The organism is Clostridium nigeriense, from assembly GCF_900086595.1.
Lineage (GTDB): Bacteria > Bacillota > Clostridia > Clostridiales > Clostridiaceae > Clostridium > Clostridium nigeriense.
In genome coordinates this window covers 3,657,409-3,684,219 of sequence record NZ_LT575472.1, presented here as the reverse complement: position 1 = coordinate 3,684,219, position 26,811 = coordinate 3,657,409, and the positions used below count along the sequence as shown (strand labels likewise).

24 protein-coding genes, 11 tRNA genes and 1 pseudogene are annotated in these 26,811 nt (G+C 28.5%); 27 read left to right on the top strand and 9 right to left on the bottom strand.

The annotated features are described in order from the left end of the window. Positions 1-13: 13 nt before the first annotated feature. Together BN6774_RS17510 and BN6774_RS17505 are read right to left on the bottom strand one after the other, a co-directional pair. Positions 14-358: a hypothetical protein gene (locus BN6774_RS17510; RefSeq protein WP_066896072.1), complete on the bottom strand. Its 345-nt coding sequence runs from the start codon at positions 356-358 to the stop codon at positions 14-16. A 1-nt stretch (position 359) separates the two neighbouring features. Next, on the bottom strand, positions 360-1,562 hold the full coding sequence (locus BN6774_RS17505) for a DUF1576 domain-containing protein (protein ID WP_066896069.1): 1,203 nt from the start codon (positions 1,560-1,562) through the stop codon (positions 360-362). Positions 1,563-1,868: 306 nt separating this feature from the next. Between BN6774_RS17505 and BN6774_RS17500 the strand changes: the two genes are divergently transcribed. From BN6774_RS17500 to BN6774_RS17460, 9 genes and pseudogenes are all read left to right on the top strand, one after another. Then, positions 1,869-2,546, top strand: coding sequence for a beta/alpha barrel domain-containing protein (locus tag BN6774_RS17500; RefSeq protein ID WP_066896066.1), 678 nt, complete (start codon positions 1,869-1,871; stop codon positions 2,544-2,546). 138 nt (positions 2,547-2,684) lie between these two features. Next, the gene (gene lysA, locus BN6774_RS17495; protein WP_066896064.1) at positions 2,685-3,977 is read left to right on the top strand and encodes a diaminopimelate decarboxylase; all 1,293 of its coding nucleotides are present in this window, start codon (positions 2,685-2,687) and stop codon (positions 3,975-3,977) included. A gap of 236 nt (positions 3,978-4,213) precedes the next feature. Next, positions 4,214-4,438 (top strand): DUF3006 domain-containing protein, encoded by a 225-nt coding sequence (locus BN6774_RS17490; RefSeq protein ID WP_066896061.1) that lies wholly within the window; start codon positions 4,214-4,216, stop codon positions 4,436-4,438. Then, positions 4,426-4,983: a signal peptidase I gene (gene lepB, locus BN6774_RS17485; protein ID WP_407922094.1), complete on the top strand. Its 558-nt coding sequence runs from the start codon at positions 4,426-4,428 to the stop codon at positions 4,981-4,983. Before BN6774_RS17490 ends, lepB begins: the two co-directional genes overlap by 13 nt. A gap of 21 nt (positions 4,984-5,004) precedes the next feature. Further along, positions 5,005-6,894, top strand: a complete 1,890-nt coding sequence (gene ftsH / locus BN6774_RS17480; RefSeq protein ID WP_066896058.1) for an ATP-dependent zinc metalloprotease FtsH — start codon at positions 5,005-5,007, stop codon at positions 6,892-6,894. 710 nt (positions 6,895-7,604) lie between these two features. Then, positions 7,605-7,976, top strand: a pseudogene (gene arr, locus BN6774_RS19115) (NAD(+)--rifampin ADP-ribosyltransferase); the annotation flags it as partial. 165 nt (positions 7,977-8,141) lie between these two features. Continuing rightward, on the top strand, positions 8,142-10,241 hold the full coding sequence (locus BN6774_RS17470; protein WP_066896056.1) for a HelD family protein: 2,100 nt from the start codon (positions 8,142-8,144) through the stop codon (positions 10,239-10,241). A gap of 279 nt (positions 10,242-10,520) precedes the next feature. After that, positions 10,521-10,994: a hypothetical protein gene (locus tag BN6774_RS17465; RefSeq protein WP_066896054.1), complete on the top strand. Its 474-nt coding sequence runs from the start codon at positions 10,521-10,523 to the stop codon at positions 10,992-10,994. 20 nt (positions 10,995-11,014) lie between these two features. Beyond that, positions 11,015-12,124, top strand: coding sequence for an ABC transporter ATP-binding protein (locus BN6774_RS17460; RefSeq protein WP_066896051.1), 1,110 nt, complete (start codon positions 11,015-11,017; stop codon positions 12,122-12,124). A gap of 38 nt (positions 12,125-12,162) precedes the next feature. Here the strand turns inward: BN6774_RS17460 and BN6774_RS17455 are convergent, their stop codons facing one another. Further along, on the bottom strand, positions 12,163-12,771 hold the full coding sequence (locus BN6774_RS17455; RefSeq protein ID WP_066896048.1) for a superoxide dismutase: 609 nt from the start codon (positions 12,769-12,771) through the stop codon (positions 12,163-12,165). A 187-nt stretch (positions 12,772-12,958) separates the two neighbouring features. Beyond that, positions 12,959-13,666, bottom strand: a complete 708-nt coding sequence (locus BN6774_RS17450; protein WP_084767093.1) for a superoxide dismutase — start codon at positions 13,664-13,666, stop codon at positions 12,959-12,961. A gap of 101 nt (positions 13,667-13,767) precedes the next feature. Here BN6774_RS17450 and BN6774_RS17445 point away from each other — a divergent pair, with 101 nt between their 5' ends. From BN6774_RS17445 to BN6774_RS17435, 3 genes are all read left to right on the top strand, one after another. After that, the gene (locus BN6774_RS17445) at positions 13,768-14,079 is read left to right on the top strand and encodes a thioredoxin family protein (protein ID WP_066896045.1); all 312 of its coding nucleotides are present in this window, start codon (positions 13,768-13,770) and stop codon (positions 14,077-14,079) included. Between the two features lie 104 nt (positions 14,080-14,183). Further along, complete coding sequence (locus tag BN6774_RS17440; RefSeq protein ID WP_066896044.1) at positions 14,184-14,882, top strand: response regulator transcription factor; 699 nt, start codon at positions 14,184-14,186, stop codon at positions 14,880-14,882. Beyond that, entirely contained in the window at positions 14,857-17,010 is a 2,154-nt protein-coding gene (locus BN6774_RS17435; protein WP_066896041.1) for a sensor histidine kinase, read from the top strand. Before BN6774_RS17440 ends, BN6774_RS17435 begins: the two co-directional genes overlap by 26 nt. A 54-nt stretch (positions 17,011-17,064) precedes the next feature. Here BN6774_RS17435 and BN6774_RS17430 read toward each other — a convergent pair whose 3' ends face one another. Then, positions 17,065-17,322: a Vpu gene (locus BN6774_RS17430; protein ID WP_066896037.1), complete on the bottom strand. Its 258-nt coding sequence runs from the start codon at positions 17,320-17,322 to the stop codon at positions 17,065-17,067. A 146-nt stretch (positions 17,323-17,468) separates the two neighbouring features. On the opposite strand from BN6774_RS17430, the gene BN6774_RS17425 reads away from it, so the two are divergent. Continuing rightward, positions 17,469-18,983, top strand: a complete 1,515-nt coding sequence (locus BN6774_RS17425) for an ABC transporter substrate-binding protein (RefSeq protein WP_066896032.1) — start codon at positions 17,469-17,471, stop codon at positions 18,981-18,983. A gap of 118 nt (positions 18,984-19,101) precedes the next feature. Here BN6774_RS17425 and BN6774_RS17420 read toward each other — a convergent pair whose 3' ends face one another. From BN6774_RS17420 to BN6774_RS17410, 4 genes are all read right to left on the bottom strand, one after another. Next, complete coding sequence (locus BN6774_RS17420) at positions 19,102-20,322, bottom strand: IS256 family transposase (protein WP_066894422.1); 1,221 nt, start codon at positions 20,320-20,322, stop codon at positions 19,102-19,104. 124 nt (positions 20,323-20,446) lie between these two features. Continuing rightward, the gene (locus BN6774_RS18580) at positions 20,447-20,617 is read right to left on the bottom strand and encodes a hypothetical protein (protein ID WP_159426852.1); all 171 of its coding nucleotides are present in this window, start codon (positions 20,615-20,617) and stop codon (positions 20,447-20,449) included. Between the two features lie 182 nt (positions 20,618-20,799). Further along, positions 20,800-22,020, bottom strand: a complete 1,221-nt coding sequence (locus BN6774_RS17415; RefSeq protein WP_066894422.1) for an IS256 family transposase — start codon at positions 22,018-22,020, stop codon at positions 20,800-20,802. 124 nt (positions 22,021-22,144) lie between these two features. Then, positions 22,145-23,668 carry a hypothetical protein gene (locus BN6774_RS17410; protein ID WP_235829617.1) on the bottom strand — a complete coding sequence of 508 codons (1,524 nt, stop codon included), beginning with the start codon at positions 23,666-23,668 and terminating at the stop codon, positions 22,145-22,147. Between the two features lie 124 nt (positions 23,669-23,792). On the opposite strand from BN6774_RS17410, the gene rph reads away from it, so the two are divergent. From rph to BN6774_RS17340, 14 genes are all read left to right on the top strand, one after another. Then, positions 23,793-24,539: a ribonuclease PH gene (gene rph / locus BN6774_RS17405; RefSeq protein ID WP_066896028.1), complete on the top strand. Its 747-nt coding sequence runs from the start codon at positions 23,793-23,795 to the stop codon at positions 24,537-24,539. 3 nt (positions 24,540-24,542) lie between these two features. Next, the gene (locus BN6774_RS17400; RefSeq protein WP_066896025.1) at positions 24,543-25,154 is read left to right on the top strand and encodes an XTP/dITP diphosphatase; all 612 of its coding nucleotides are present in this window, start codon (positions 24,543-24,545) and stop codon (positions 25,152-25,154) included. 9 nt (positions 25,155-25,163) lie between these two features. Beyond that, complete coding sequence (locus tag BN6774_RS17395) at positions 25,164-25,640, top strand: YfcE family phosphodiesterase (RefSeq protein ID WP_066896022.1); 477 nt, start codon at positions 25,164-25,166, stop codon at positions 25,638-25,640. Positions 25,641-25,792: 152 nt separating this feature from the next. Continuing rightward, positions 25,793-25,868: transfer RNA gene (locus tag BN6774_RS17390), tRNA-Pro, on the top strand. Between the two features lie 16 nt (positions 25,869-25,884). Then, positions 25,885-25,958 (top strand) — tRNA-Gly (locus BN6774_RS17385). Between the two features lie 75 nt (positions 25,959-26,033). Continuing rightward, a tRNA-Arg gene (locus BN6774_RS17380) sits at positions 26,034-26,110 on the top strand. A 6-nt stretch (positions 26,111-26,116) separates the two neighbouring features. Then, positions 26,117-26,192, top strand: a tRNA-Pro gene (locus tag BN6774_RS17375). 16 nt (positions 26,193-26,208) lie between these two features. Continuing rightward, positions 26,209-26,282 (top strand) — tRNA-Gly (locus tag BN6774_RS17370). 13 nt (positions 26,283-26,295) lie between these two features. Continuing rightward, a tRNA-Arg gene (locus BN6774_RS17365) sits at positions 26,296-26,372 on the top strand. A gap of 4 nt (positions 26,373-26,376) precedes the next feature. After that, positions 26,377-26,452 (top strand) — tRNA-Lys (locus tag BN6774_RS17360). A 5-nt stretch (positions 26,453-26,457) separates the two neighbouring features. Then, positions 26,458-26,533: transfer RNA gene (locus tag BN6774_RS17355), tRNA-His, on the top strand. Positions 26,534-26,541: 8 nt separating this feature from the next. Next, positions 26,542-26,616 (top strand) — tRNA-Gln (locus BN6774_RS17350). Positions 26,617-26,619: 3 nt separating this feature from the next. Then, positions 26,620-26,695: transfer RNA gene (locus BN6774_RS17345), tRNA-Lys, on the top strand. 9 nt (positions 26,696-26,704) lie between these two features. Next, positions 26,705-26,788: transfer RNA gene (locus BN6774_RS17340), tRNA-Leu, on the top strand. The last annotated feature ends 23 nt before the right edge of the window (positions 26,789-26,811 follow it).

Below are 26,811 nucleotides of genomic sequence, written 5' to 3'. Positions count from 1 at the left end.
TTATTATTTTAAATTAAAAATCATTTCTTTGAATTTCTAGTTTTAATATATCATTATTATAGTATATATCTACATTATCTATCATCATTCCAACTAAGGAAAGTTCTCCTTCAGCATCACTTTCTCCACCTAAATGCCAATAGTATTCTTCAACTTCATGCTGTCTTTGAGTATTTAATATAGCTTTTAGCCTATTTAATTCAGTATCATCTATATTTGGTACTTCTCCGGATATAAGAAAAGAAGTTTTGGCTTCATCCCTATGTAAATTAACTTGAATATTTTTTGACCCTAGTTTATATAAGTATGTCATCAATTCATTAATTATTTTCAAATTTTTCTCAAAGTAGTACTTCATTTTACAAGCTCTCCTTTTCAAATACATTTATTATAGGTATTAAGAGCATTGCCACAAAACCAGCTGCTAAACCATTATTATATAAATTAAGTCCTCCATGAAGATATCCCACATTAGTTACCATATTTACATGTAGAAATCCTGCTAATATTCCCATTATAGGCCCAAATCTACCCGCAATAGGAGCCAATGCAGTTGAAAATAGAATAGATAATATTAATGAAGGTGAATTAATAGGATTAATATTAAAGAATGCACCTAATATAGCTCCTATGATAATTGGTGTAACATTTTTAATATGTTTACCAAAAGCTCCAAATCCAACAATAGTAAATATTCCAGCAATAGTTGGTCCATTTAGATGAGATTTTAAAACTAATACAAGGATTGTTGAGAAGAGGCATAATATACCCATATTTACATAGCACGTATTTCCAAATAGTATATAATAATCGCTAACTAATCTACCAGGTTGCTTTATTAAAGATAAAAAATTTTCTTTTATTGAAGGGTTATTAAATACTCCAACAATAATTAAATATAAAGAAACTATAAATAATATAATAGCAAAGATATAGTTTGAATCTGTATCCCATAATGATCTAGTTTCAAAGTCTATTCCAACAGCTCTTAATATTGACATCAATAATGTGGCAAATAATCCACCTGCAAAACCTATATTATATAGATTATACCCATTATGAGCTTTAATGCAATGAGAAGCAATAGGAGCTAATATAAACCCAGTCAAGATACCGATTACATAACCTAGAACAATTCCTAAAGAGGTTGAAAAGTAACTTGTAAAACTAAGCTGGCTAACAGTTGGAGCTAAGGTAGTTGAAAGTAATGCAACTAAGCTATAATTAAGAAAAGGTTCTTTTTGATATCGTGAATAAAGAAAAACTCCTATGATAATTGGCCATATATTTAAAATATTTTTACCGAAAAAAGCAAATCCGGTCATTAGCCATAAAGACATAATAGTTGCTCCATTAGGTTTTACACCAATAAAGACTAAAAGAAAAAGTGAAAGCATACTAGTTAAAGCAGAATTTAGAAGAGAAGCACTGATTCCACCAATTTCTACATAATCAGAAATTAATATATCAGGGCTTAGAATTATTTGTTTTAAACCTTGAAAAATTTCCTTTGGCGAATCTAAAAGGAAGGCTACAAAAATAAAAAAACTGTAAAGAATCATTAAAATAATATAGGGTGGGTAAAATTTTCTCTTTCTTATATAAATCACCTCTTATAAAAATTATAAACATCCATTATAATAAAATATAATGTTGATTAAATAGTTATTATTTTATAAAATAATCTAGTTGCATATATCTTAATATATGCAAAAGGTAGTATAATATAATTATATATAAATTTTAGTAAAGATTCTATATTTAACTAAATATATTTCAATTTAATAGTGTTTAAGCAAAAATTAGTATTTTGTAAACTTATATAATTAAAATTAATAGAGAGAAAGACAAAATAGGAGGAGTTTTATATGGATGTGAAAAAAATAAAGCAGGTACCAGAGATAAAAGGAACATTAAGAAGCCATGTAATTGAGGTTCCTTCTTGTATTAGAGAATGCAGTGGAATAAAAATATTTGGAAAAAGGATAAAATCTTTATTATTTACAACAGATGTAGCTATTATTAAAAATACAAATGCAGATGCAATAATAGCAGTATATCCATTTACTCCTCAACCAATAATAACCCAAGCTCTAGTAATGGCAGCCGATGTACCAGTTTTTTGTGGAGTCGGTGGTGGAATCACTCAAGGAAAGAGAGTGGTGAATTTAGCATTAGATGCTGAATTTAAAGGAGCTATGGGAGTAGTTGTAAATGCACCTACTGCCAATGAAATAATAAAAAAGGTAAGAGAATCAATTGATATACCTGTAATAGTAACTATAGTTTCTGAGTGTGAAAATGTAGCTGAAAGAATAGAAGCTGGGGCAACTATACTAAACGTATCTGGCGGTAAAAATACTCCTAGGATAGTGAGTAAAATAAGAGAAGAATTCCCTAACTTTCCGATAATAGCAACAGGTGGTCCTTCTGAAGAAAGTATTATGAGAACTATAGAGGCAGGTGCTAATGCAATAACATACACACCACCACCATCAGGAGATGTAATGGGAAGTTTAATGGATAAATATAGAGGTGAAAATTAATAAAAATTACTTTGATTAAAATGTATAATTATAGAATATTTATGAAAAAAGTGTATAATAATATATAGGATGATATAGCCACTATGGAATACCATGGTGGTTTTATTATAATAAAATAAAAGTTTTTGGAGGGAAAATATGAGATTATTTGGGGCAAGCAAAATTAAAGAAAATGATTTGATTATTGGTGGTATAAAAGCTAGTAAATTAGTTGAAAACTATGGAACACCATTATATGTAATGGATGAGCAACTGTTAATGGATAAATGTAGGGGCTATATAAAAGCATTTAGAGTTAATGAAGATAATAATAGGGTTGCTTTTGCTGGAAAGGCATTTTTAAATATTGAAATGTGTAGACTAATCAATAATGAAGGGCTATATCTAGATGTAGTATCAGGAGGAGAACTATACACAGCTTATAAGGCTGGATTTCCAATGGGAAAAGTGTATTTTCATGGTAATAATAAAACATTAGATGAAATAGAACTAGGAATAAGATTAGGGGTAGGGAGATTCATAGTAGATAATCTTTGGGAAATGGCTAAGATTAATGAGATAGCAGAAAAATATAATAAAAAACAAGAAATTTACTTAAGGTTAACACCAGGAATAGAAGCACATACCCATGAGTATATAAAAACAGGACAAATAGATTCTAAGTTTGGTTTTGCTCCCGTTGAAAATATAATAATTGATGCAGTTAAAAAAGCTCTTTCATTAGATAATGTTAATTTAATAGGACTTCATTGTCATATAGGTTCTCAAATATTTGAAACGGAGCCTTTTAAAGATGCTGCTGAAGTTATGTTAAATTTTATAAATGAAATAAAACAAGAAACGGGACATATAATTGAGGAATTAGATTTGGGTGGAGGTTTTGGAATTTACTATTCTGAAGGAGATTTGCCAAGGGAAATAGATGAATATTGTAATGTTATTTTAGATAGTGTTGATAATGTATGTAGTAAATTAGGACTTAAAAAGCCTATTTTAACTATTGAACCAGGTAGATCAATAGTAGCTAATGCTGGAACTACTTTATATACTATAGGTTCTATAAAGGAGATACCTAATGTTAGAAAATATATAGCAGTAGACGGTGGAATGACTGATAATATTAGACCAGCTTTATATGGTGCAAGATATGAGGCTTTAGTTGCAAATAGGGCTGGAGAAGTAATAGACAATAAAGTTACAATTGCAGGTAAATGCTGTGAGTCAGGAGACATATTAATTCATGATATAGATATTCAAAAAGCTGAAAGTGGAGATATTTTAGCTGTTTTATCTACAGGAGCATATGGATTTTCTATGGCAAATGGATATAATAAAATACTTAGACCGGCAGTTGTTTTTGTTAGAAATGGAGAAGCTAAACTAGTAGTTAAAAGACAAAGTTACGATGATTTAATTAAAGAAGAAATATAAACTTTTAAGCTTTATGGATTTATAAAAAGTTTGCTATTATCAACTATTTGTAATTTTCTACATTTAGCATTTAAGTGTGATATATAAGGTTACTATGACTTTGACTGAAGGTGAAATCATAAGGAAACTTATATACCACACTTTTTTATTGGAGAGTAAAGCTATTTAAATTTATAATAAATATGATATACTAAAATATAAGCTAAAAAAGAAAGGGGAGTGATTAAAAAATAATTATGGATGAAAAGGGATATATAGTGGATAGAATAGAAGGAAACTATGTAATATTAGAAGGTAAAGAAGGTAATATATTTAATGTTAGAAAAAGTGATATAATGGGAGATGTAAAAGAAGGAGATATACTTTATATAAAAAATAACATTTATTATATAGATGAAAAAGCTACTAAACTTAGGAAAGGTGAAATTGATAATTTAATGAAAGGATTATGGGAAGAATAATGGAAAATCATATTGAAGATGACGGTAAAGAAAAAAATTCAATAAAAAATTTTATTTATGAGTGGGGAGTTCCAGTAATTTCAGCTGTTATAATAGCTGTTTTAATAAATAAGTTTTTATTATTTAAGGTATTAATTCCATCAGAGTCTATGGTACCTACTTTAAATGTTAATGATAGATTATTTGTAACAAGAGTCTATAATCTAGATAAGTTAAAAAGAGGAGATATAGTAGTTTTTTACTCAGAAGAACTACAAGAGGATTTAATTAAAAGATTAATAGGATTACCAGGGGACAAAATAGAGATAAGAAATGGTGTAGTTTTTGTTAATGGGGAAGTTTTAAAGGAAGATTACATTGGAGCAAATGATAACTTTAATGGAGAATATGAAGTTCCAGAAGGAAAATACTTCTTTTTAGGGGATAATAGGCTTTATTCTAAAGATTCAAGATATTGGATTAATCCTTATATTGATGGGGAAGACATTGCTGGTAAGGCACAAATTAAGGTATATCCTTTTGATGAAATTGGAAAAGTAAAATAAGGTTATTAGAAAGGAAATATTATGGATAATAAGAATACTGAAGACAATAATAGCAATAACAAGAAACAGCATACCATATTATATGCGATTTTAGCATTTTTATTTTTATATGCATTTACATCAACTAAGAATTTTATGACTACAGACCAAATTAGTTATAATAAATTCTTAAGTATGATAGAAAATCAAGAAGTTGAAAGTGTTATTATTTCATCAAGTGAAATAAAAATTCTACCTAAGGAAAATGAAGAATCTGGTTCAAGAAGAAAAATACTATACACAGGTAATGTGGATGACCCAAATTTAATAAATATATTAAATGAATCAGGTGTAGAATATAGAGCAGAATCAATTCAAGAAAATTATTTTGCGGATTTTATATTTAGTTGGGTTATAATGCCAATAATACTTTTCAGCATTTTTAGATTTTTAGCCGGAAGAATAGGAAAAAGAATGGGCGCTGGTCCTATGATGGGATTAGGAAAAAGTAATGCTAAAGTATATAAGGAAAATGATATAAAAATTACTTTTGATGATGTAGCAGGCCAAGATGAGGCAAAGGAATCATTAAAAGAAATAATAGATTATTTAAATAATGCTACAAAATATACTGAAATAGGAGCTAAGCTTCCTAAGGGAGCACTTTTAGTTGGGCCTCCAGGAACGGGTAAGACTTTACTTGCAAAGGCTGTAGCTGGCGAAGCAAATGTACCTTTTTTATCAATTTCAGGCTCAAACTTTGTTGAAATGTTTGCTGGAATGGGAGCTGCAAAGGTAAGAGATTTATTCCAAGAAGCAGAAAAAAATGCTCCATGTATAATATTTATAGATGAAGTAGACTCAATAGGTAAGAGTAGGGATTCACAACTTCAAACTAATGATGAAAGAGAACAAACATTAAATCAATTATTAACTCAAATGGATGGGTTTGATTCTACTAAGGCTATAGTAGTTTTAGCAGCTACAAATAGACCGGAAATACTAGATAAGGCTTTATTAAGACCAGGAAGATTTGATAGAAGAGTTATAGTAGATAGACCTGATCTTAAAGGAAGAGTAGATATATTAAAGGTTCATTCAAAGGGTGTAAAGCTCGGAGATGATGTTGATTTAGAAGAAATAGCAAAAAGTACGCCTGGTGCTGTAGGGGCAGATTTAGCCAACATAGTAAATGAAGCTGCTTTAGCTGCAGTTAAAAATGGTAGAGAATTTGTTATGCAAGAAGACTTAAGAGAAGCTGTAGAAGTAATTATAGCAGGCAAAGAGAAGAAAGATAGAATTCTTTCACCGATGGAAAAACGAATAGTTGCTTTCCATGAAGTAGGTCACGCTTTAGTAGCAGCACTTTTAGAAAATACAGATCCAGTACATAAGATAACTATAGTTCCAAGAACTATGGGAGCGTTAGGATATACTATGCAGTTACCAGAAGAAGAAAAGTATTTAGTTTCTAAAGAAGAATTAACAAATCAGATTATGGTTATGTTAGGTGGTAGATCTGCTGAAGAAGAGGTGTTCAATTTAGTTTCGACTGGAGCATCAAATGATATAGAGAGGGCCACAAAAACTGCAAGAAGCATGGTAACTGTTTATGGAATGACTGATAAGTTTGATATGATGGCTTTAGAATCTGTTCAAAATAGATATTTAGATGGTAGAGCTGCAAGAGAATGTAGTGAAGAAACTTCAACTTTAATAGATCAAGAAGTTTTAAGTATAATAAGAACATGTCATGAGAATACTAGAAAGCTTTTAAATGAAAATAGAGATTTACTAGATAAAATTTCTGAATATCTATTAGAAAAAGAAACTATATTTGGTGATGAGTTTATGGAATTTGTTTATGAAAAATATCCAGAACTTAAAGAGAAAAAAGCTAAAAAAATAGCAGATAAAAAACAAAATGAATAAATTGAGCTTAATAATAAGATTAAATAGTGAATACAGTAGAATAAATATATAATAATATAATTGTATTTTAATGGATAACTCTTAAAGCAGTAATAAAAAGTGTTAAAGTATTATATCTAGGTTATGTCATAAGTTCCAAAATACCTTGATAGTTATACTTTAACACTTATAAACTTAAAGAAGGAAATTATAAAAAAAGAGAGTATCATTTAATATAATACCTCTCCACAATTTAATTATATCATATAAAAAATAAAAATATAAGTATACATTTATCATTATATATATGTTAATATGATTGAACTATAATAATTAAGAGGAGATGATATTAAATGAGCACTAAATTTAATCCTCAAAATGAAATTATTAGATTATGTATATTAGCAATGGAGAATGAAGATAAAGGTAATTTTGAAGAACGAAATAAATTGTTTTTTCAAGCTTTTAATGAGTCAGTAAATGATTTTGAAAGGTTTATTACATCTTATCACATAGCTAAAAGAGAAAAAAATATTTTAAATAAATTAAAATGGTTTGAAAAATCTTTACAATATGCTATAAAATCAGATGATAATGGTGTTAAGAGTGCTTTTCCTACAATATATTTAAGTATTTCAAAATGTTATGAAGAATTAGGTGATTTTAATAAAGCAAAAGTAAATTATGAATTATCAAATTCATTTAGGGATAAATTATATGATAAAGGACCTTTTTATCATGGAACTAGAGCAGATTTGAAGGTTGGGGATTTACTTGTAGCAGGTAAAAACTCAAATTATAATTGTGAAATTAAGATGAATCATATTTATTTTACATCTAATGTTAATGGAGCAGGACTTGCAGCTGGCTTAGCAAAAGGAGAAGGTAGAGAACGAGTTTATGTGGTGGAGCCAACAGGAACTTTTGAAAATGATCCAAATTTAACGGATAAGAAATTTCCAGGAAATTTGACATGTTCTTATCGTTCACAATATCCTTTAAGAATTATAGGTGAGGAAAAGGATTGGAAGAAACAGACATATGAAGAAATTAGTGAATGGCGTGAAAAAGTAGATAATAACAAAGGTGAAATTATTAATTAAAATTTTTTTAATTAATTGATTTTATAGTTTAGGAAAATTAATTTTTTATAGTAAAGTTGATATTTTACTATTTAGTTTTTTTATTTTTACAGATAGAATTTAAAGAGAGAGTGTACAGATGTTTAGTACACTCTTTCTTAGTAAAAATCAAAGGGGGAATTTCTCTTGGATAAGATAGAATTATTTAAAGAAGAAGAAAATTTACAAAATACATTAAGAATTCTTAGTGAAGAAACCTTAAATTACATTGAAAAAAGAAAAGCAATTTCAGATTATATACTTGATTATAGAAAAAAATATATTGAAGAATATAGAGATGATGAAGATAAATTAATAGAATATTTTGATCATGAAAGATATATAAAAGAAGAAAGCTATAAAGCAATAGATAGAAAGTTATCAGAGTTTGTTAAATTAAAGGAATCTCCTTACTTTGGGAAAATAAATTTTGTTGATGATGGGTTTAGTGAAGAATTATATATTGGAAGATATGGATTAACACCAGAAGGAAGTTATGAACCAGTTATAGTAGATTGGAGAGCTCCTGTTGCATCTTTATTTTATAAGGGGATGTTAGGAAAAACTAGCTATACTAGTCCTCAAGGAGAAATTCCTATAGATATTTTAGGAAGAAGACAGCTAATAGTAAAAAAAGCTAAATTAGAAGGGTATTTTGATTCAGATATTAATATACAAGATGAAATATTACAAATGGTTTTATCATCAAAATCTGGCGAAAAGTTAAAAGATATAGTAAATACTATACAAAAAGAGCAAGATGAAATTATAAGAGCAGATAGAAATAAAGTAGTTGTAGTTAATGGGGTAGCGGGTTCTGGTAAAACAACTATTGCACTTCATAGAGTTGCATATTTGCTTTATAACTATAGGCAACAACTAACGGATAAGGTATTAATTTTAGGACCTAATGATATATTTATGGATTATATATCAGAAGTTTTACCTAATTTAGGAGAAACTGCAGTTAGAAATGAGACTTTCTTATCATTTGCATACAAAGAGCTAGGTCTTAAGGAGGAAGTTTTAGATATAACATCTTACTTAGAAGAGGTTTTAAGAGGAAACAAAGCTATAATTGATGAAATAAAATACAAATCTTCTAAGGAATTTATTGAACTATTAGATAAAAAGATAAGTGAAATAGAAGAAAATTACTTTGATATTAAGGCAGTTAAATTCTTAGATAAAGAAGTGGTTTCAGTAGAAGAAATAAAAGAACTTTTTGAAGTACATTATAAATATATGCCTATATTTAGAAGAAGCCAAAAAGTAAAAAGAATATTATTTTCTAAATTAAAAGATATAAGAGATGAAAAGGTTAGGGAAATAAATAACAAGGCTAAGGAAGAAAAAGCTAAATTATCCTCTGATGAAATAATAATTGAAGAAAATAATATAGAATTTAGAAGAAGAATTGCTATAAGAGATGTAATTAGAGAAGTAATGAATTCTAAAGCTTATATTGAATCCTGGATAGATAATGATGAAGTAGTAAATATTTATAAGAGTTTTATGAAGAGTGAAAATCTATCTTATTTAGATTTATCAGCAATTTTATATTTAATGATAAAATTAGATGGAAAGAAATCAAGCTATGAAATTAAACATGTAGTTATTGATGAAGCACAAGATTATAATATGCTTCAATTTATAGTTTTAAAAGAATTAACAGGATGCAGAAGTTATACAATAGTTGGAGACTCGAATCAAAGATTAGTTAAAGCAGAAGAAGTTCCAGCCATGCTAAGATTAAAAGAAGTTTTTGGCGGGTTCTTCAATTTATATGAATTAAATAAAAGTTATAGATCAACATATCAAATTATGGAGTATGCAAGTAAGTTGCTTGATGAAAATGCAGTAGTACCTTTTGTAAGAAAAGGAGAATTTGATGTTCTTGAAACAACTGTACCAAAAGATGATATGGAAGATTTAATAGATGTACTTTTAAATTTACTAGAAGATTATCAAGAAGAAAAATATGAAAATATAGCAGTTATCACTAAGGATAAGGAAGAGTTAAATATTATAGCTCCAGAGATTAAAAAGCATACAAATATGTTAGCTTTTAATAAGTCTGATATTATATATAGAGGGGGAAAAGTATTAGTTCCTTCTTATTATGCTAAGGGATTAGAGTTTGATGCCGTAATAATAGTAGATTTTGATGAAAATACAGATAATCTAATTAAATATATTATGAGTACAAGAGCCTTACACAGATTATCTGTAATTAAGGTAAGATAGAGAGAGCATTGCTTAAAATTAATAATTACCAGTAAGAGGAATTATTACCTTCAGTGTATAAAGAGATAAACATTTTATTAGGTTGACTTGGAGCGAAGCGACGGTGCAAGGAATAAATGTTTATCTCTTTTTTATTTGTGAAATTTCACAATATAAATTTAATTTTTTTAGTCATAATTTAATATTATATATTTATAGAGCTAATAAAATTGAAATTATATAAAAAGAGAATATAATTAAATCATAAACTATTTGTAAACGATATAGGGGGTGCGGAGAATGGATTGCTTCTATGAGCAATTTCAGACTAAGGATTACACCAAAATAGAAAAGATAATGAATACACTATCAAAGGTAGCAATAGTAATGGCAGTATTATTTGCAGCAACCCTTAATGTATTTGGTACAGTAGCTTTTATATTGATATATGTAATAATTTTTATAATATCTAGAAAGTTAATAGTTGAATATGAGTATGAGTTAACAGAATATGAACTTTCTATTTATAAAATAATGAATAAAAGTAAAAGAAAAGAAATTGGAAGTATCAATATAAGAGAAATATCAAGTGTAAAAACCTTAGATAAAGTTAGTAGCAATACTAAAGTAGTAAAAGCATATTTAGAAGAGTCGGGAATTAAGCCAATGGTTTATTTAACAAAGAGAGCCAATGGACTTGTAGGATTTCAATTAGCAATGGATGAAAAATTATTAAGTTTAATTAAAAAAGTTAACCCATTAGCATTTTATTAATATATTTGGAGGAGAAAAAAATGGCAGGTTTAAAATTAAAACATATTCAAAAAGTATATGAAAATGGATTTGAAGCAGTTAAGGACTTTAATTTAGATATTGAAGATAGGGAGTTCATAGTTTTCGTTGGACCATCTGGATGTGGTAAGTCAACTACTTTAAGAATGATTGCAGGATTAGAAGAAATATCAGGTGGAGAGTTATACATTGATGATAAATTAGTTAATGATGTAGCACCAAAGGATAGAGATATAGCAATGGTTTTCCAAAACTATGCATTATATCCTCATATGACCGTATATGAAAATATGGCATTTGGATTAAAGCTTAGAAAATTACCAAAGGATGAAATTGATAAGAAGGTTAGAGAAGCAGCTAAAATATTAGATATTGAGCATTTATTAGATAGAAAACCAAAGGCTTTATCTGGTGGACAAAGACAAAGAGTTGCTATGGGAAGAGCTATTGTTAGAAGTCCAAAGGTATTCTTAATGGACGAACCTTTATCAAACTTAGATGCTAAGTTAAGAGTTCAAATGAGAATAGAAATATCTAAATTATATAATGAATTAAATACTACATTTATATATGTAACACATGACCAAACAGAAGCTATGACTTTAGGAACTAGAATAGTAGTTATGCAAGATGGAATTGTTCAACAAGTTGCATCACCAAACGAAATATATAATCATCCAGCAAATCTTTTCGTTGCAGGATTTATAGGAAGTCCTCAAATGAATATGACATATGGACAAACTTTAGTTCAAGATGGAAAGCAATATGTTAAAGTATTCGATAAATTAATGGAAATTCCAGCTGATAAGGTTAAGATTGTAAAAGAAAAGAATTCTGAAAATATCGAAGTTATTGTTGGTATAAGACCAGAAAATATTTATCATACTGAGGAAGAATTATCAAAACCAGGTGTTGCTACATTTAATGGAACAGTAGACTTAATGGAAAACTTAGGATCTGAAACATATATCCATATTAAAAAGGATGGAGCAAACTTTATTATTAAATCAAGATCAGCTGCAAGCTATAAAATTGGAGATCCAATTGAATTTGGATTTGATGCTGATAAGATTCATATATTTGATAAGGAAGAACAAAATACAATATTCTAATAAAAGGGGATACACTAAAGTGTATCCCCTTAAAGTTATTATTTATTAAAATTTTCTTCAGCTTGCTTCCAGTTAACAACAGACCACCAATTTTGTATATATGCTGGACGTTTATTTTGATAATTTAGATAGTAAGCATGTTCCCATACATCCAATCCTAATATTAATTTATATCCTTCTGAAATTGGATTATCTTGGTTAGCTGTACTCATAACTTTTAAATCTCCATTAGAATCTTTAACTAACCATGCCCAACCAGAACCAAATCTTGTTGTAGCAGCAGCAGCAAATTTTTCTTTGAAATCATCAAATGAACCGAAAGTTTTTTCAATAGCAGCTAATAATTCACCAGAAGGTTTTTGATTATGATTTTCTGACATTATACTCCAGAAGAAATCATGGTTATAAGCTCCACCAGCGTTATTTATAACAGCTTGCTTTATATCATTAGGTACTGAATCTAAGTTTGTTAGAATTTCTTCTAATGACTTTTCAAAGAACTCAGGATATTTTGATAATGCATTATTTAAATTATCAACATAAGCTTGATGGTGCCTATCGTGATGTATTTCCATTGTAAGTGCGTCTATATAAGGAGCCAAGGCATCAAATGCATATGGCAATGGTTTTAATGTAAATTTATTCATATCTAATCACCTCATTATATTTTTTGTAAATATCAATTTAAATTATTTACTGATAATTATTATTAATTGATATTGTTTCTTATATTATAATCTACTTAGAATAATATGTCTATACCTAAATTTTATAAAAATAAGAAATATTAACATATGAGATAAAAAATAAAAGTAGGGATAAGACCCTACTTTTTTAACTGTTAAAATAAGTTTCAGCTTGTTTCCAATTAATTAAATGCCACCAGTTATCTATGTATTCGCCTCTTCTATTTTGATATTTTAAATAATAGGCATGTTCCCATACATCTATGCCTAAAATTGGTATTAGGCCTTTAGAAATTGGTGAATCTTGATTAGGAGTTGAAATTACAGAAAGATTTCCCTTAGTATCTTTAACTAACCATGCCCAACCAGAGCCAAATCTTCCTAGTGCAGCTTCAGTAAATTTTGTTTTGAAACTATCTAAGGAGCCAAAATCTTTATTAATAGCTTTTAGCAATTCTTCACTTGGTATTTGATCTTTTTCAGGAGACATTATTGACCAAAAGAAGTCATGATTATAAACTCCACCAGCATTGTTTTTTATTGTTTCCCTAACTTCTTCTGGAATAGAGTTTAAATCCTTTAAAATACCTTCTAAGCCTTTTTTATATAGTTCAGGATATTTTGATATGGCTTTATTTAAGTTATCTAAATAAGCCTTTTCGTGTTTATCATGATGAAGCATCATAGTTTCCTTATCTATATAAGGTTCTAATGCATCATAAGCATAAGGCAATGGTTTAAGCTCAAATTGAGTATCTCCTAAATTATTACTTTTAGCAGAAATAGTAGGGATTAAACTAATAAAGGAAATAATAGATAATGTTACTAGTAAAAGTACAGTATATTTTTTCTTCAAATTAAACACCTCCTATTTTAGTATTTACAAAGGAAAGTGAATTTATAAATAATTAATATAAATGATATAATAAATATAAATTTAATTTATATGGAGGAATTATGAGAGATTTTGAAGTAGAAGAATTTATAAAGGAAAATTTGATTAGTATAATATATTTTAGTGGATCCACCTGTGGAGCTTGTGATGCTATAAAGGAAAAGGTATTACATATTATTAAAGATTATGAGAAAATTGAATTTATGGAGATAAATGCAGTTGAAAACAAAGAATTAGCTGCATCATATAATATATTTTCTTTACCTATCTTATTATTATTTGTTAATGGGAAAGAAACATTACGAGTAGGAAGATATTTTGATTTATTAGATTTTAAAAACTCAATAGATAGATACTATAATTTAGTATTTTAAGAATTCCTTAATAATTTTGATAGTAACTTTGTAATTTATTGATATTACCATTATTAACATAGGCGGTTACTTAAACTACATTTTATATAAACTTAGGGGGAAATATGAGCAAATACAATATTTTAGTAGTAGATGACGATAAGGAAATTACAGAGGCTATAGAGATATATCTTTTAAATGAAGGATATAATGTTTTTACAGCCTATGATGGGATTCAAGCATTAAAAGTTGCAAGGGAAGAAGATATTCATTTGATAATTATGGATATAATGATGCCTAATCTTAATGGAACTAGAGCTACTATTGAATTAAGAAAGGAAAAAGAAATTCCAATAATAATGCTTTCAGCTAAAAGTGAAGACTCAGATATAATATTGGGTCTTAATCTTGGAGCAGATGATTATTTAACTAAGCCTTTCAATCCATTAGAACTTATTGCAAGGGTAAATTCACAGATAAGAAGATATACAAGATTTTCTTCATTAATTAAAAGTGATAATCAAGATTTAATTATAGTAGGTGGGCTAGAGTTAAATAAAGTAAGTAAGCTTGTAACTGTAAACGGAAAGGAAGCTAAGTTAACTCCACTAGAGTTTAAAATTTTAAATCTTCTTATGAGTAATTTAGGTAGGGTATTTTCAATAGAAGAAATTTATGAAAGAGTTTGGAATGAGGCTCCCTATAATGTAGATACTGTAACTGTCCATATAAGGAGGATAAGGGAGAAGATAGAAGTAGATCCTAGAAATCCTCAATATGTAAAGGTGGTGTGGGGAGTTGGATACAAAGTCGACAGAAAATAAATTTTTAAAGGATGTAGAAAAATATATAATAATTATATTATTAATATTTTTTTCTATTTCATTATTTGGAACGCTAAGAGAATATAAAAATTTTAGTTTATATTTTGGAGAGGGTTTTTATAATAATAATTTAGTAAAAAGCCGTTTTTCAATATTAGATAGTAATTTAAATGATTATGCAAAGCTATTTTTAGATCTAGATGGAAATAAAAAAGAAGATGTTTATAAACAGAAAGTAGAAGAAAATAAGGTAGAAAAAGAAAAAAGCTTACAAGAAGCTGAAAACAATATAAGAGAAAAGGCTAAAGAAAGCAATTTATCTGAAGAAGAAGCTAAAAAACAAATAGAAGAAGCAAAAAAGGTAATTATGGAAGTAGATACTTCTGTAGATGATTATTTTAATTATGTTAGAGAATTTACAAATAATATTCTTTATAATAATGTAAATATAGAATTTTTCTTTAAAGATGAGACAGGAGCAAAAATAACCAATATTGAAGAGGTTGATATTGAAGAAGTAATAGAGAAAAATAGCTTTATAAATAATGAAAATTATTACTATATGTATTTTCCTAGTTCTAAAGTAAAAGAAAATAACAATCTTTATTCAGATGAGTTAGAAAGTATATATAAATCTATTGATTATAGTAGTGATGATTTAGTTAGGTTCTATAGAATTCCAAAAGAGTTAAAAGAAGGAGATATATTATATGATGAATTTTTACAAAGAAAAGAAGCAGCAGAAACTTTAAATAAGAATTTGACTATAACATCTGTAATTGGAATTTTGATTTTAGTATTTGCTTTTTTAATTTATAAGAAGAGGAAAAATAATTATACTAATTATTTAGAAGACCTATTAATGCGAATTCCTATAGATTTAAGATTATTAATTTTTATGTATAGCTTTATTTCAATAAATTCTTTAATATTCAATGTGATACCTTATTATAAGAATAGCTATTATTGTAATGGTATAATTTTAAAAGCAGCTATTTTTATTATATTAGATTACTATTTCTTAAAGGATATAGCATTAATTTTAAATAAGAAAAGAGATAAAGGAAAAATATTAATACTTAAATTATATAAATTTATTGTAAAGTTAATAAAAAGTAGTACGTTTATAAAAACTAATAAGTTTAAATTTCTATCTATTATTTTAATATCAATATTAGCTTTATTTTGTCTATGGTTAGAATTATTTATTTATCTACCTTATAATATTATGCTATTTACTAGAGGATATTTATGTTTATATATGATAATAGTATCTATTCTATCAGTTATAATATTTAGAGAAATAAGTATATTAGAATTAAAAACATTAGAAGTAGCTAGAGGAAACTATAAATATGATTTAAAAGATAATAAAATAATAGTTTTGAAAAATATAGAAAGCAATCTTAATACTATTGAGGATGGTCTTAAGGAAGCCTTAAATAAAGCTATAACTAGTGAAAAAATGAAAAGTGAATTAATTACGAATGTTTCTCATGATTTAAAAACACCTCTTACATCTATAATTAACTATATAGATTTGTTAAAAGAAGATGATATAAATGATGAAAAGAGAAATAGATATTTAGAAGTATTAGATATGAAATCTAAAAGGTTAAAAATATTAATTGAGGATTTATTTGAAGCCTCTAAGGCGGTTTCAGGGAATATGGTTTTTGAAAAAGAAGATTTAAATATAGTATCGTTATTAAGACAAGTTATAGGGGAATTAGAAGAAAAAATTGCGCAAGCTAATTTGAATATAATAACTAAATGGCCAGAAGAGAAAGTAATACTTTACTTAGACGGAAGAAAGACTTTTAGAGTTTATGAAAATCTAATAAATAATATAATAAAATATTCTATGAAAAACTCAAGAGTATATATTGATGTAATTAATAGTGAAAATGAAGTCATAGTAATAATGAAGAATATTTCTGCTTATCAAATTGATTTTACGTCAGAAGAAATTATCGAAAGATTTAAAAGAGGAGATAAAGCAAGAAGTACCGAAGGTTCGGGGTTAGGACTATCAATAGCAAAAAGTATAGTTGAATTACAAGATGGAGAGTTCTCAATAGAAATAGATGGAGATTTATTTAAAGTGTTAACCAGATTTAAAAAATAATAATAGTAAGTTTTAAAAACTATAATAAATTAAGGAGCTGTCTTGGACAGCTCCTTAATTTTCATCATCTAGTAAAGTATCAATTTCCATTAATTCATCATCAGAATTTTCATTAAGTGAACTATTATTTTTATAAGTAAGCTGGTTTATAGCTTGATAAATTTTTTCAAGTAAGTAATTTTCTATTCGTTTAGTTTTATGGTACTTAGTAAAGATAATAAATGCCCAAATACCTATAATGGCAAATGTTATCATAAATAAAGCTCCAATACCGTAAAAAACTATTTGAAAAATTTGCACTGCTAAATCCATATATACAATCCTCCACAATTTATCTATCAACATTATATCATACAGAAAAGTAAAATTTACAGATATAATATTTTAATTATTTCTGATTACATACCAATCTATATGGATATAATTCTAGAAGACACTAACTTTAAGGAGAAATATAAATGAAGAAATTATTAATAACTCTAGTAACACTGGGAATAGTAGTTATATTTTTAATTGGGTTTATAGATGTTTCTAATCCTAAAATTCAAAATACTGATAATGAAATTATATATTCAGTTGCTAGTATTCCAACTAATTTTAAAGTTGTTGGAAGTTTAGATAAAAGAGTTCAAGATATTGTTACAGCAACTAGTAGAGGATTAGTGGAGCTAGATGAAAATAATGAAATAAGACCATCGTTATCTGAAAGCGTTGATGTTAGAGATGATGGATTAGAATATGATTTTAAAATAAGAAATGATATATATTGGAGTGATGGAAATAGAATTACTCCAAGAGATATTGCTACGTTTTTTAGAGAAATATTAACAGAAGAAAAAGAAGAAAATATAGCTGCATTACTTAATGTATATGGAGCTAAAAAATTTAGAGATGGTGAGGGATCATTTACAGAAGATGTTGGAATAACTTATGGAGAAGAAAATATAGTTTTTAGATTGAATTCAAAAGATGATAAGTTTGTTCAGGAGCTTACTACTCCTCAATACAGATTAAGAAAAAATGTATTATTATGGGATAATCTAAAAAAAAATTATAGTGAATTAATTTATTCAGGCTATTATAGCATTGAAGAAATAACAATGTCTGAAATAAGCTTAAAGAAAAATGACAAAGTTGGAGCTGATATAGCAGATAAAATTAAGATTACTTCTGATGATGGTGAAGAAGTAGCTATGGCATCCTTTGAAGTTGGGGGAAGAGATATTGTAGTAAATCCTCCTAAAAGTCAATTAAGTAGGTTAAAGTCCGAGGGAAGGTTAATTAATCTAAAATCAAATAGAGGTATGTATCTGGCGTTTAATCCAAAGGATGATATTTTGCAAATGCAAGGAAGAAAAGAAGTATATAAGTTGGTTAATAAGGCATTAGAGGAGTATCAATTAGAAAATACTATGTATGTTGAGTTAGCTGAAGGTAGTTATTTTAGGCAGGATAAAGAAGATTTAGAAAAACTTCAGGCAAGAAAAGTGATGAGTAGTGAAAGTCAAGAGTGGGTTAAGCCTAAGGTTTTACATATGATTGCTGAAGAGGGTAGCGAAAATAAAGAAATATGTGATTATTTAGTTAGTTGGTTTGAAAAAAATACGGATATTTATTTAATATATGATTTAATAGATGAAAATGAGTTAAGGTCTATTGAAAAAGTAAATTATTATGATATGGCTATAATTCAGGGAAGTTTAATATTATCAAATGAAGATTCTATATATAATAATTTAGTAAGTTTTTTAGATGAGAAAAATAAGGGGAATTTACAATTGGCAAAAACTGAAGGAGAAAGACAAGAAAATTTTTTGAAAATAGAAGAAGATTTATATAATAATTATAGGATTTTGCCATTAGTTTTTTATAATGATAATATTGCAATAAATAAAAAGGTTAAAAATCTCATTTTAGATGGTAATGGAAATATTAATTTCAGGAGTATGTCAATAATTTTGTGTAAACTTTAGAAAAAATATTTTTTTATTGTAGGTTGGAAGTATACTTTATACATCCAACCTTATTTTTATATTTATAGAAAATATATGAAATGATATCTGTGATTTAATAAGAGTTCCCAATTTTAATTTAAAACAATTGGTCGTCTAAACGCCCTTCGAAGAAGATAGAAAGCTGTGCTAATATTTGAGCCCATCCTCGAATAGATTGAGTCCATTTTTTACTAATATCAATTGTAGCTAGATATAAGATTTTCATTAATGATTCATCATTTGGAAATATCGACTTAGTTTTAGTTACTTTTCTCAATTGGCGATTATAACTTTCCATCGCATTGGTAGTATAGATAATCTTTCTTATTTCAGGTGGATACTTAAAAAATGTAGCTAGCTCATCCCAATTATTTCTCCAGGATTTTATAGCAATCAAGTATTTTTCTCCCCATTTATCTTCTAACTTATCTAGCTGCGCTAACGCCTGTTCTTCAGTGCTGGCAGTATATACAAGTTTCAAGTCTGCATTAAATGCCTTTAAATCCTTATATGATAGATATCTACTTGAGTTTCTTATTTGATGGATTATACATTTTTGAATTTCAGTATTAGGATATACTGCTTTAATAGCTTCAGTAAATCCATTTAATCCATCTACAGATGTTATTAAAATATCTTTTACTCCTCGATTTTTTAATTCGTTAAGAACTAAAAGCCAATACTTTGATGACTCTGATGCACCTATCCAAATCCCAAGTACTTCTTTCTTACCTTGTATATTCACACCGATTGCTGCATAAGCAGCCTTAGAAACTACTGCATTATCTTTTCTAACCTTAAAGTGAATAGCATCCATAAATATAATAGGATATACTTCATCAAGAGGCCTATTTTGCCATTCCTTAATCATAGGAATTACTTTGTCAGTTATATTAGATATAAGTGTCGGTGAAACATCCATACCGTAAATCTCATTAACTTGTGCTGCAATATCTCTTGTGCTCATTCCTTTAGCATACATGCCTATTATAGAGTTTTCTAAGTGTGATACATCCGTTTGATGTTTCTTAACAATTTCAGGTTCAAATGAACCTTCTCGATCCCTTGGAACGTCTAAGTCAAAATAACCTAGATTAGATTTCATAGTCTTACTACTTTTTCCGTTACGACTGTTAGTAGTATTTTTGTTTTGATAATCATATTTAGAGTAACCAAGATGGTTATCCATCTCCGCTTCAAGCATTTGCTGAAGCAATTCTCCAAAGAGATCCTTTAAAACATTCTGAACATCATCAGCTGTTTTCATATTTGGATTTGCTGCTATAATCCTTTTAATTTCTTCTTTTGAAAATGACATAGTCTGTGTCCTCCTCGTATAGATAATTTATTATACATTATCTTCTGAAGTTTACACAGACTATTTTACACTCTCAATTTCAGCAAAATACAAAAATCATAAAGACTGAGTTTATCCTCAGTCTTTATGATTTTATATTTGAAGTATCTTCTAAAATATCTTTTTTACATTCATTATCAACTTCTCTTTCTAAGTCATCAGTATCATCTAACTCTGATTCTTCAATAGTATCATCGTTAATATCATCTAACTGTCTAAAGGACATTGACTTATTAGGTAAACATGTTTCTATCATGAAATCATCCTTAAACAAAAATATAATTAATTNGAGTATGTCAATAATTTTGTGTAAACTTTAGAAAAAATATTTTTTTATTGTAGGTTGGAAGTATACTTTATACATCCAACCTTATTTTTATATTTATAGAAAATATATGAAATGATATCTGTGATTTAATAAGAGTTCCCAATTTTAATTTAAAACAATTGGTCGTCTAAACGCCCTTCGAAGAAGATAGAAAGCTGTGCTAATATTTGAGCCCATCCTCGAATAGATTGAGTCCATTTTTTACTAATATCAATTGTAGCTAGATATAAGATTTTCATTAATGATTCATCATTTGGAAATATCGACTTAGTTTTAGTTACTTTTCTCAATTGGCGATTATAACTTTCCATCGCATTGGTAGTATAGATAATCTTTCTTATTTCAGGTGGATACTTAAAAAATGTAGCTAGCTCATCCCAATTATTTCTCCAGGATTTTATAGCAATCAAGTATTTTTCTCCCCATTTATCTTCTAACTTATCTAGCTGCGCTAACGCCTGTTCTTCAGTGCTGGCAGTATATACAAGTTTCAAGTCTGCATTAAATGCCTTTAAATCCTTATATGATAGATATCTACTTGAGTTTCTTATTTGATGGATTATACATTTTTGAATTTCAGTATTAGGATATACTGCTTTAATAGCTTCAGTAAATCCATTTAATCCATCTACAGATGTTATTAAAATATCTTTTACTCCTCGATTTTTTAATTCGTTAAGAACTAAAAGCCAATACTTTGATGACTCTGATGCACCTATCCAAATCCCAAGTACTTCTTTCTTACCTTGTATATTCACACCGATTGCTGCATAAGCAGCCTTAGAAACTACTGCATTATCTTTTCTAACCTTAAAGTGAATAGCATCCATAAATATAATAGGATATACTTCATCAAGAGGCCTATTTTGCCATTCCTTAATCATAGGAATTACTTTGTCAGTTATATTAGATATAAGTGTCGGTGAAACATCCATACCGTAAATCTCATTAACTTGTGCTGCAATATCTCTTGTGCTCATTCCTTTAGCATACATGCCTATTATAGAGTTTTCTAAGTGTGATACATCCGTTTGATGTTTCTTAACAATTTCAGGTTCAAATGAACCTTCTCGATCCCTTGGAACGTCTAAGTCAAAATAACCTAGATTAGATTTCATAGTCTTACTACTTTTTCCGTTACGACTGTTAGTAGTATTTTTGTTTTGATAATCATATTTAGAGTAACCAAGATGGTTATCCATCTCCGCTTCAAGCATTTGCTGAAGCAATTCTCCAAAGAGATCCTTTAAAACATTCTGAACATCATCAGCTGTTTTCATATTTGGATTTGCTGCTATAATCCTTTTAATTTCTTCTTTTGAAAATGACATAGTCTGTGTCCTCCTCGTATAGATAATTTATTATACATTATCTTCTGAAGTTTACACAGACTATTTTACACTCTCAATTTCAGCAAAATACAAAAATCATAAAGACTGAGTTTATCCTCAGTCTTTATGATTTTATATTTGAAGTATCTTCTAAAATATCTTTTTTACATTCATTATCAACTTCTCTTTCTAAGTCATCAGTATCATCTAACTCTGATTCTTCAATAGTATCATCGTTAATATCATCTAACTGTCTAAAGGACATTGACTTATTAGGTAAACATGTTTCTATCATGAAATCATCCTTAAACAAAAATATAATTAATTGATATATAAAAATATTTTTATAACTATCGAAGGATGAATTAGAGGAAGAAAATGAATCTTTCTTTTTTGAATAAGTAACATTTCGTCTAAATATCGGTGCTATTCCTAAACTAGAAGGTGTTGCTGTAGTAACCATTTTAAAGAAGTTTTCTTCTAACATATCAGAGGAATTAAAAGTTAATCCTCTATATCTTTCAGCATCATCTAACGTAGGAGCATCAGGCCAAGAAGTAATTATTCCTGAGTTAATAAAGTATTTTCTATATAATGAAGAAATTATATTCTTATATTCTTTTTCTCTATTATCTTCTTTGGAATACATAAATATAGCTAGGAAATAGAAAGCTATATCAAAACACGAGTATTTTAATTCTTTTTTACTAGATAGTTTAAGAAAAGCATCCTTTTCATTATCATATAAAGATATTAGTTTATTTAATATTTCTTTGGCTTTTTCATTGAAAGTAATCATTTGAGTATGTTTAAAAGATAGCATTAGATTTATTGCAAATAATGAAGCGAAGTCTAATTCATCAACATAATAGTCTTTTTCATCAAATTTATTAATTAAGAAATCTGTTAAATCTATAATTAGTATTTTGGCATCATTATTATTAGAATTGCTGTAAAATATATTTATTGCTAGGAGGATTTTGCATATTTCTTCAAAGGAGCAATCATATATTTTTTCTTTAAACTCAATTAGTGTATGAAGTATTTCAAGTGAAAACTTATTATAGTCTACTGAAATTTCATCTTCTGGATATAATATTGAATAAAGGTTATATGAAACCATCATAAAAGCTTGATCAGAAAATTTAAATTTATCATTTTTATCTACAAGATTAAATCCCTTGTAGTTATTTTCTGATAGGTTCTTTTTTTCAACAAAAATACCTTCATTATTTCTAAGATTTATTGAGTAAAATTCAAGTTGCTTTTTGGAAAGCTTCTTATAGGCTTTACTATAAGAATATAATTTTTCATCTACATCTTTAAATCTTGAATAATAAGTAGATAAATTAAGTATACTTGTAGTCAAAAGTGCATTAGTTGCTGGTGATATATCTTTTTTAAAAGATTCTTCATCAAATCCATTGTAATTCTTACTATGAATATAGTTAGGAGATGATTTTCTATATATACATAGTAGTGGAGAAAAATTGGTAGATGTGGTAATATCAATGGAGGACGATAATTTTTTATAATTTTTAATAGAATCAACTAATCCACATTTTGACTCTAGAACCAAGGTTCTTATGGCCTCTTTCGATAAGTGAAAAAGCTGGCCATTAATCTCTTTATGAGATAACTTATTCATTCTAAAATATGGTCCTATATATCGCAAATTCTTCACCTCTTCATTAATCCTCATATTAATAATATGAGATTAAATTTAAAATAGTGCATAAATTTTTATAATATTAAGAACTGGAGGTAATATCATGAGAATAGATGGAAGAAAAAATGACCAAGTGAGGGCTACTAAAATTACTAGAGGATATACAAAATATGCAGAAGGCTCTGTATTAATAGAAGTTGGAGATACTAAAGTAATTTGCACAGCTTCCATAGAAGATAAGGTTCCACCTTTTTTAAAAGGTCAAGGAGAAGGGTGGATAACAGCAGAGTACAATATGTTACCAAGATCAACAGGTACTAGAAAAATTAGAGATATTTCTAGGCTTAAAATAGATGGTAGAACTATGGAGATACAAAGGTTAATTGGTAGAGCTTTAAGATCTGTTATGGACCTAAAAGCACTAGGAGAAAAAACAATATGGATAGATTGTGATGTTATACAAGCTGACGGAGGAACTAGAACTACTTCAATAACTGGAGCTTTTGTTGCATTAGTAGATGCAGTTAATAAGTTGCATAAGGAAAAGCCTTTTGAAGTTTATCCTATAAGAAAATTTGTAAGTGCTACTAGCGTAGGAATTCTTAATGGAGAAAAGATTTTAGATTTATGTTATGAAGAAGACTCTAATGCAAAGGTAGATATGAATATTGTTGCAACTGATGAAGGTGAGTTTATTGAGGTACAAGGAACAGGAGAAGAATCACCTTTTAATAGAAGTGAACTAAATGAATTATTAGATTTAGCTCAAAAAGGTATTAAACAAATGGTTCAAATACAAAAGGATGCTTTAAAAATGGATGCACTATGGATAGGTACTGGGGGAAAATAATTTATGAAGAAATTAGTTATAGCTAGTAACAATGAAGGAAAAATAAAGGAAATAAAAAGAGTATTAGGGCATCTTCCTATTGAAGTATTGTCATTAAGGGATATGGGAATAGATATAGACGTAGAAGAAGATGGTCTTACATTTGAAGATAATGCGAAAAAAAAGAGTAGTGAAATATATAAAGAATTAATAAAAAGAGGAAATAAAGATTTTATAGTAATGTCAGATGATTCTGGATTAGAAGTAGATTACTTAAAGGGTGAACCAGGAGTTTTCTCTGCAAGATATGCTGGAGAGCATGGAAATGATAAGAAAAACAATGAAAAACTTCTTTTAAAATTAAAAGGAGTTAAATATGAAGATAGAAAAGCAAGATTTGTATGTCAATTAGCTCTTATAAATGAAAAGAATCAGTATAGGGGTATAAGAGGAACTGTAGATGGATATATACTTGAAGAAGAAAAGGGTAGTGATGGATTTGGATATGACCCACTTTTTCTATTTGAACCATTAAATAAAAGTTTTGGGGAAATCACTATGGAAGAAAAAAATAAAATATCTCATAGAGGTGTTGCTCTTGAAGAAGCTAAAGAGATTATAAAAGAATTATTATAGGAGGAGAAAATGAAAATTGCTGTAATAAGTGATTCCCATTATAGTTCTTCCTCTATAAATTCTGTAAAAAAACACCTTTATGATGTTGATATTCTTTTACACTGTGGAGATGGTGCACCAGATACTAAAATTCTAGATGTAGATTTTAAAGGTGAGATATATGCTGTAAGAGGAAATTGTGATACTTCTAATGAGTATCCATTGCAAAGAATTATAGATTTAATGGGAGTTAAAATATTTATGACCCATGGACATATGTACAATGTAAAATATGAATATAATACCATATTTTATAAAGGTAAAGAGATAGGGGCAGATATAATACTTTTTGGACACTCTCATAAAGCTTTAATTAGTGATTTTGATGGAGTAACTATAATGAATCCTGGAAGTATAACATTTCCATATGGAAGTACTAAAAAGACTATGGGATTTATAGAGTTAGATGGAGAGAATAAACCAAAGGTATATATAAAGGAAATATAGTGAAATAGGCAAGCAATCCGTATTTATATTGTATAATTATTATCTTTTATGTAATAAACAAATATTTATATAAATTTTATTTAAAAAAATCTATTGACGGATTGCTATTCCTATTGTAGAATAAACATTGTCGTTGAGAGATATTAGTTTCTCGGGGTGTGGCGCAGATGGGAGCGCGCGTGGTTTGGGACCATGAGGTCGCAGGTTCAATCCCTGTCACCCCGACCATTTTAAAACCTAATATGCGGGTGTAGCTCAATGGTAGAGCCCTTGCCTTCCAAGCAAGTTACGTGAGTTCGATTCTCATCACCCGCTCCAAAAAAAGGTTTTAAAAAATATATTGACAAGACGGCAGTAATGATATAAAATAATTTATGTTCTTTACGAGAGTATGCGTGTTTAGCTCAGCTGGATAGAGCAACGCCCTTCTAAGGCGTGGGCCAGGAGTTCGAATCTCTTAACACGCACCATGAACTCGGGGTGTGGCGCAGATGGGAGCGCGCGTGGTTTGGGACCATGAGGTCGCAGGTTCAATCCCTGTCACCCCGACCATTTTAAAATCTAATATGCGGGTGTAGCTCAATGGTAGAGCCCTTGCCTTCCAAGCAAGTTACGTGAGTTCGATTCTCATCACCCGCTCCATTTTAATGTATATGCGTGTTTAGCTCAGCTGGATAGAGCAACGCCCTTCTAAGGCGTGGGCCAGGAGTTCGAATCTCTTAACACGCACCAGCATGCGTCATTAGCTCAGTTGGTAGAGCACCTGACTCTTAATCAGGGTGTCCCGGGTTCGATCCCCTGATGACGCACCATTATGGTGAACGTAGTTCAGTTGGTAGAGCGCCAGTTTGTGGCACTGGTTGTCGTGGGTTCGAGTCCCATCGTTCACCCCATTAAATACTGGGATATCGCCAAGCGGTAAGGCACCGCACTTTGACTGCGGTATTCGTAGGTTCGAATCCTGCTATCCCAGCCATGTGGTTTACTAGCTCAATCGGTAGAGCACTTGACTTTTAATCAAGGTGTACCGGGTTCGATTCCCGGGTAAGCCACCAAATATATATGCAGATGTGGCGGAATTGGCAGACGCACTAGACTTAGGATCTAGCGCCATTGGCGTGGGGGTTCGACTCCCTTCATCTGCACCATATATATTTTAAAAATGAAAAAA

Coding starts and splice junctions, on each gene's coding strand:
- BN6774_RS17500 (WP_066896066.1), top strand. CDS start 1,869: ATGGATGTGAAAAAAATAAAGCAGGTACCAGAGATAAAAGGAACATTA.
- BN6774_RS17455 (WP_066896048.1), bottom strand. CDS start 12,771: ATGAATAAATTTACATTAAAACCATTGCCATATGCATTTGATGCCTTG.
- BN6774_RS17395 (WP_066896022.1), top strand. CDS start 25,164: ATGAAAATTGCTGTAATAAGTGATTCCCATTATAGTTCTTCCTCTATA.
- BN6774_RS17415 (WP_066894422.1), bottom strand. CDS start 22,020: ATGTCATTTTCAAAAGAAGAAATTAAAAGGATTATAGCAGCAAATCCA.
- BN6774_RS17490 (WP_066896061.1), top strand. CDS start 4,214: ATGGATGAAAAGGGATATATAGTGGATAGAATAGAAGGAAACTATGTA.
- BN6774_RS17410 (WP_235829617.1), bottom strand. CDS start 23,668: ATGAATAAGTTATCTCATAAAGAGATTAATGGCCAGCTTTTTCACTTA.
- BN6774_RS17505 (WP_066896069.1), bottom strand. CDS start 1,562: ATGATTCTTTACAGTTTTTTTATTTTTGTAGCCTTCCTTTTAGATTCG.
- BN6774_RS17425 (WP_066896032.1), top strand. CDS start 17,469: ATGAAGAAATTATTAATAACTCTAGTAACACTGGGAATAGTAGTTATA.
- BN6774_RS17510 (WP_066896072.1), bottom strand. CDS start 358: ATGAAGTACTACTTTGAGAAAAATTTGAAAATAATTAATGAATTGATG.
- BN6774_RS17430 (WP_066896037.1), bottom strand. CDS start 17,322: ATGGATTTAGCAGTGCAAATTTTTCAAATAGTTTTTTACGGTATTGGA.
- ftsH (WP_066896058.1), top strand. CDS start 5,005: ATGGATAATAAGAATACTGAAGACAATAATAGCAATAACAAGAAACAG.
- BN6774_RS17440 (WP_066896044.1), top strand. CDS start 14,184: ATGAGCAAATACAATATTTTAGTAGTAGATGACGATAAGGAAATTACA.
- lepB (WP_407922094.1), top strand. CDS start 4,426: ATGGGAAGAATAATGGAAAATCATATTGAAGATGACGGTAAAGAAAAA.
- lysA (WP_066896064.1), top strand. CDS start 2,685: ATGAGATTATTTGGGGCAAGCAAAATTAAAGAAAATGATTTGATTATT.
- BN6774_RS17400 (WP_066896025.1), top strand. CDS start 24,543: ATGAAGAAATTAGTTATAGCTAGTAACAATGAAGGAAAAATAAAGGAA.
- BN6774_RS18580 (WP_159426852.1), bottom strand. CDS start 20,617: ATGATAGAAACATGTTTACCTAATAAGTCAATGTCCTTTAGACAGTTA.
- BN6774_RS17465 (WP_066896054.1), top strand. CDS start 10,521: ATGGATTGCTTCTATGAGCAATTTCAGACTAAGGATTACACCAAAATA.
- rph (WP_066896028.1), top strand. CDS start 23,793: ATGAGAATAGATGGAAGAAAAAATGACCAAGTGAGGGCTACTAAAATT.
- BN6774_RS17420 (WP_066894422.1), bottom strand. CDS start 20,322: ATGTCATTTTCAAAAGAAGAAATTAAAAGGATTATAGCAGCAAATCCA.
- BN6774_RS17460 (WP_066896051.1), top strand. CDS start 11,015: ATGGCAGGTTTAAAATTAAAACATATTCAAAAAGTATATGAAAATGGA.
- BN6774_RS17445 (WP_066896045.1), top strand. CDS start 13,768: ATGAGAGATTTTGAAGTAGAAGAATTTATAAAGGAAAATTTGATTAGT.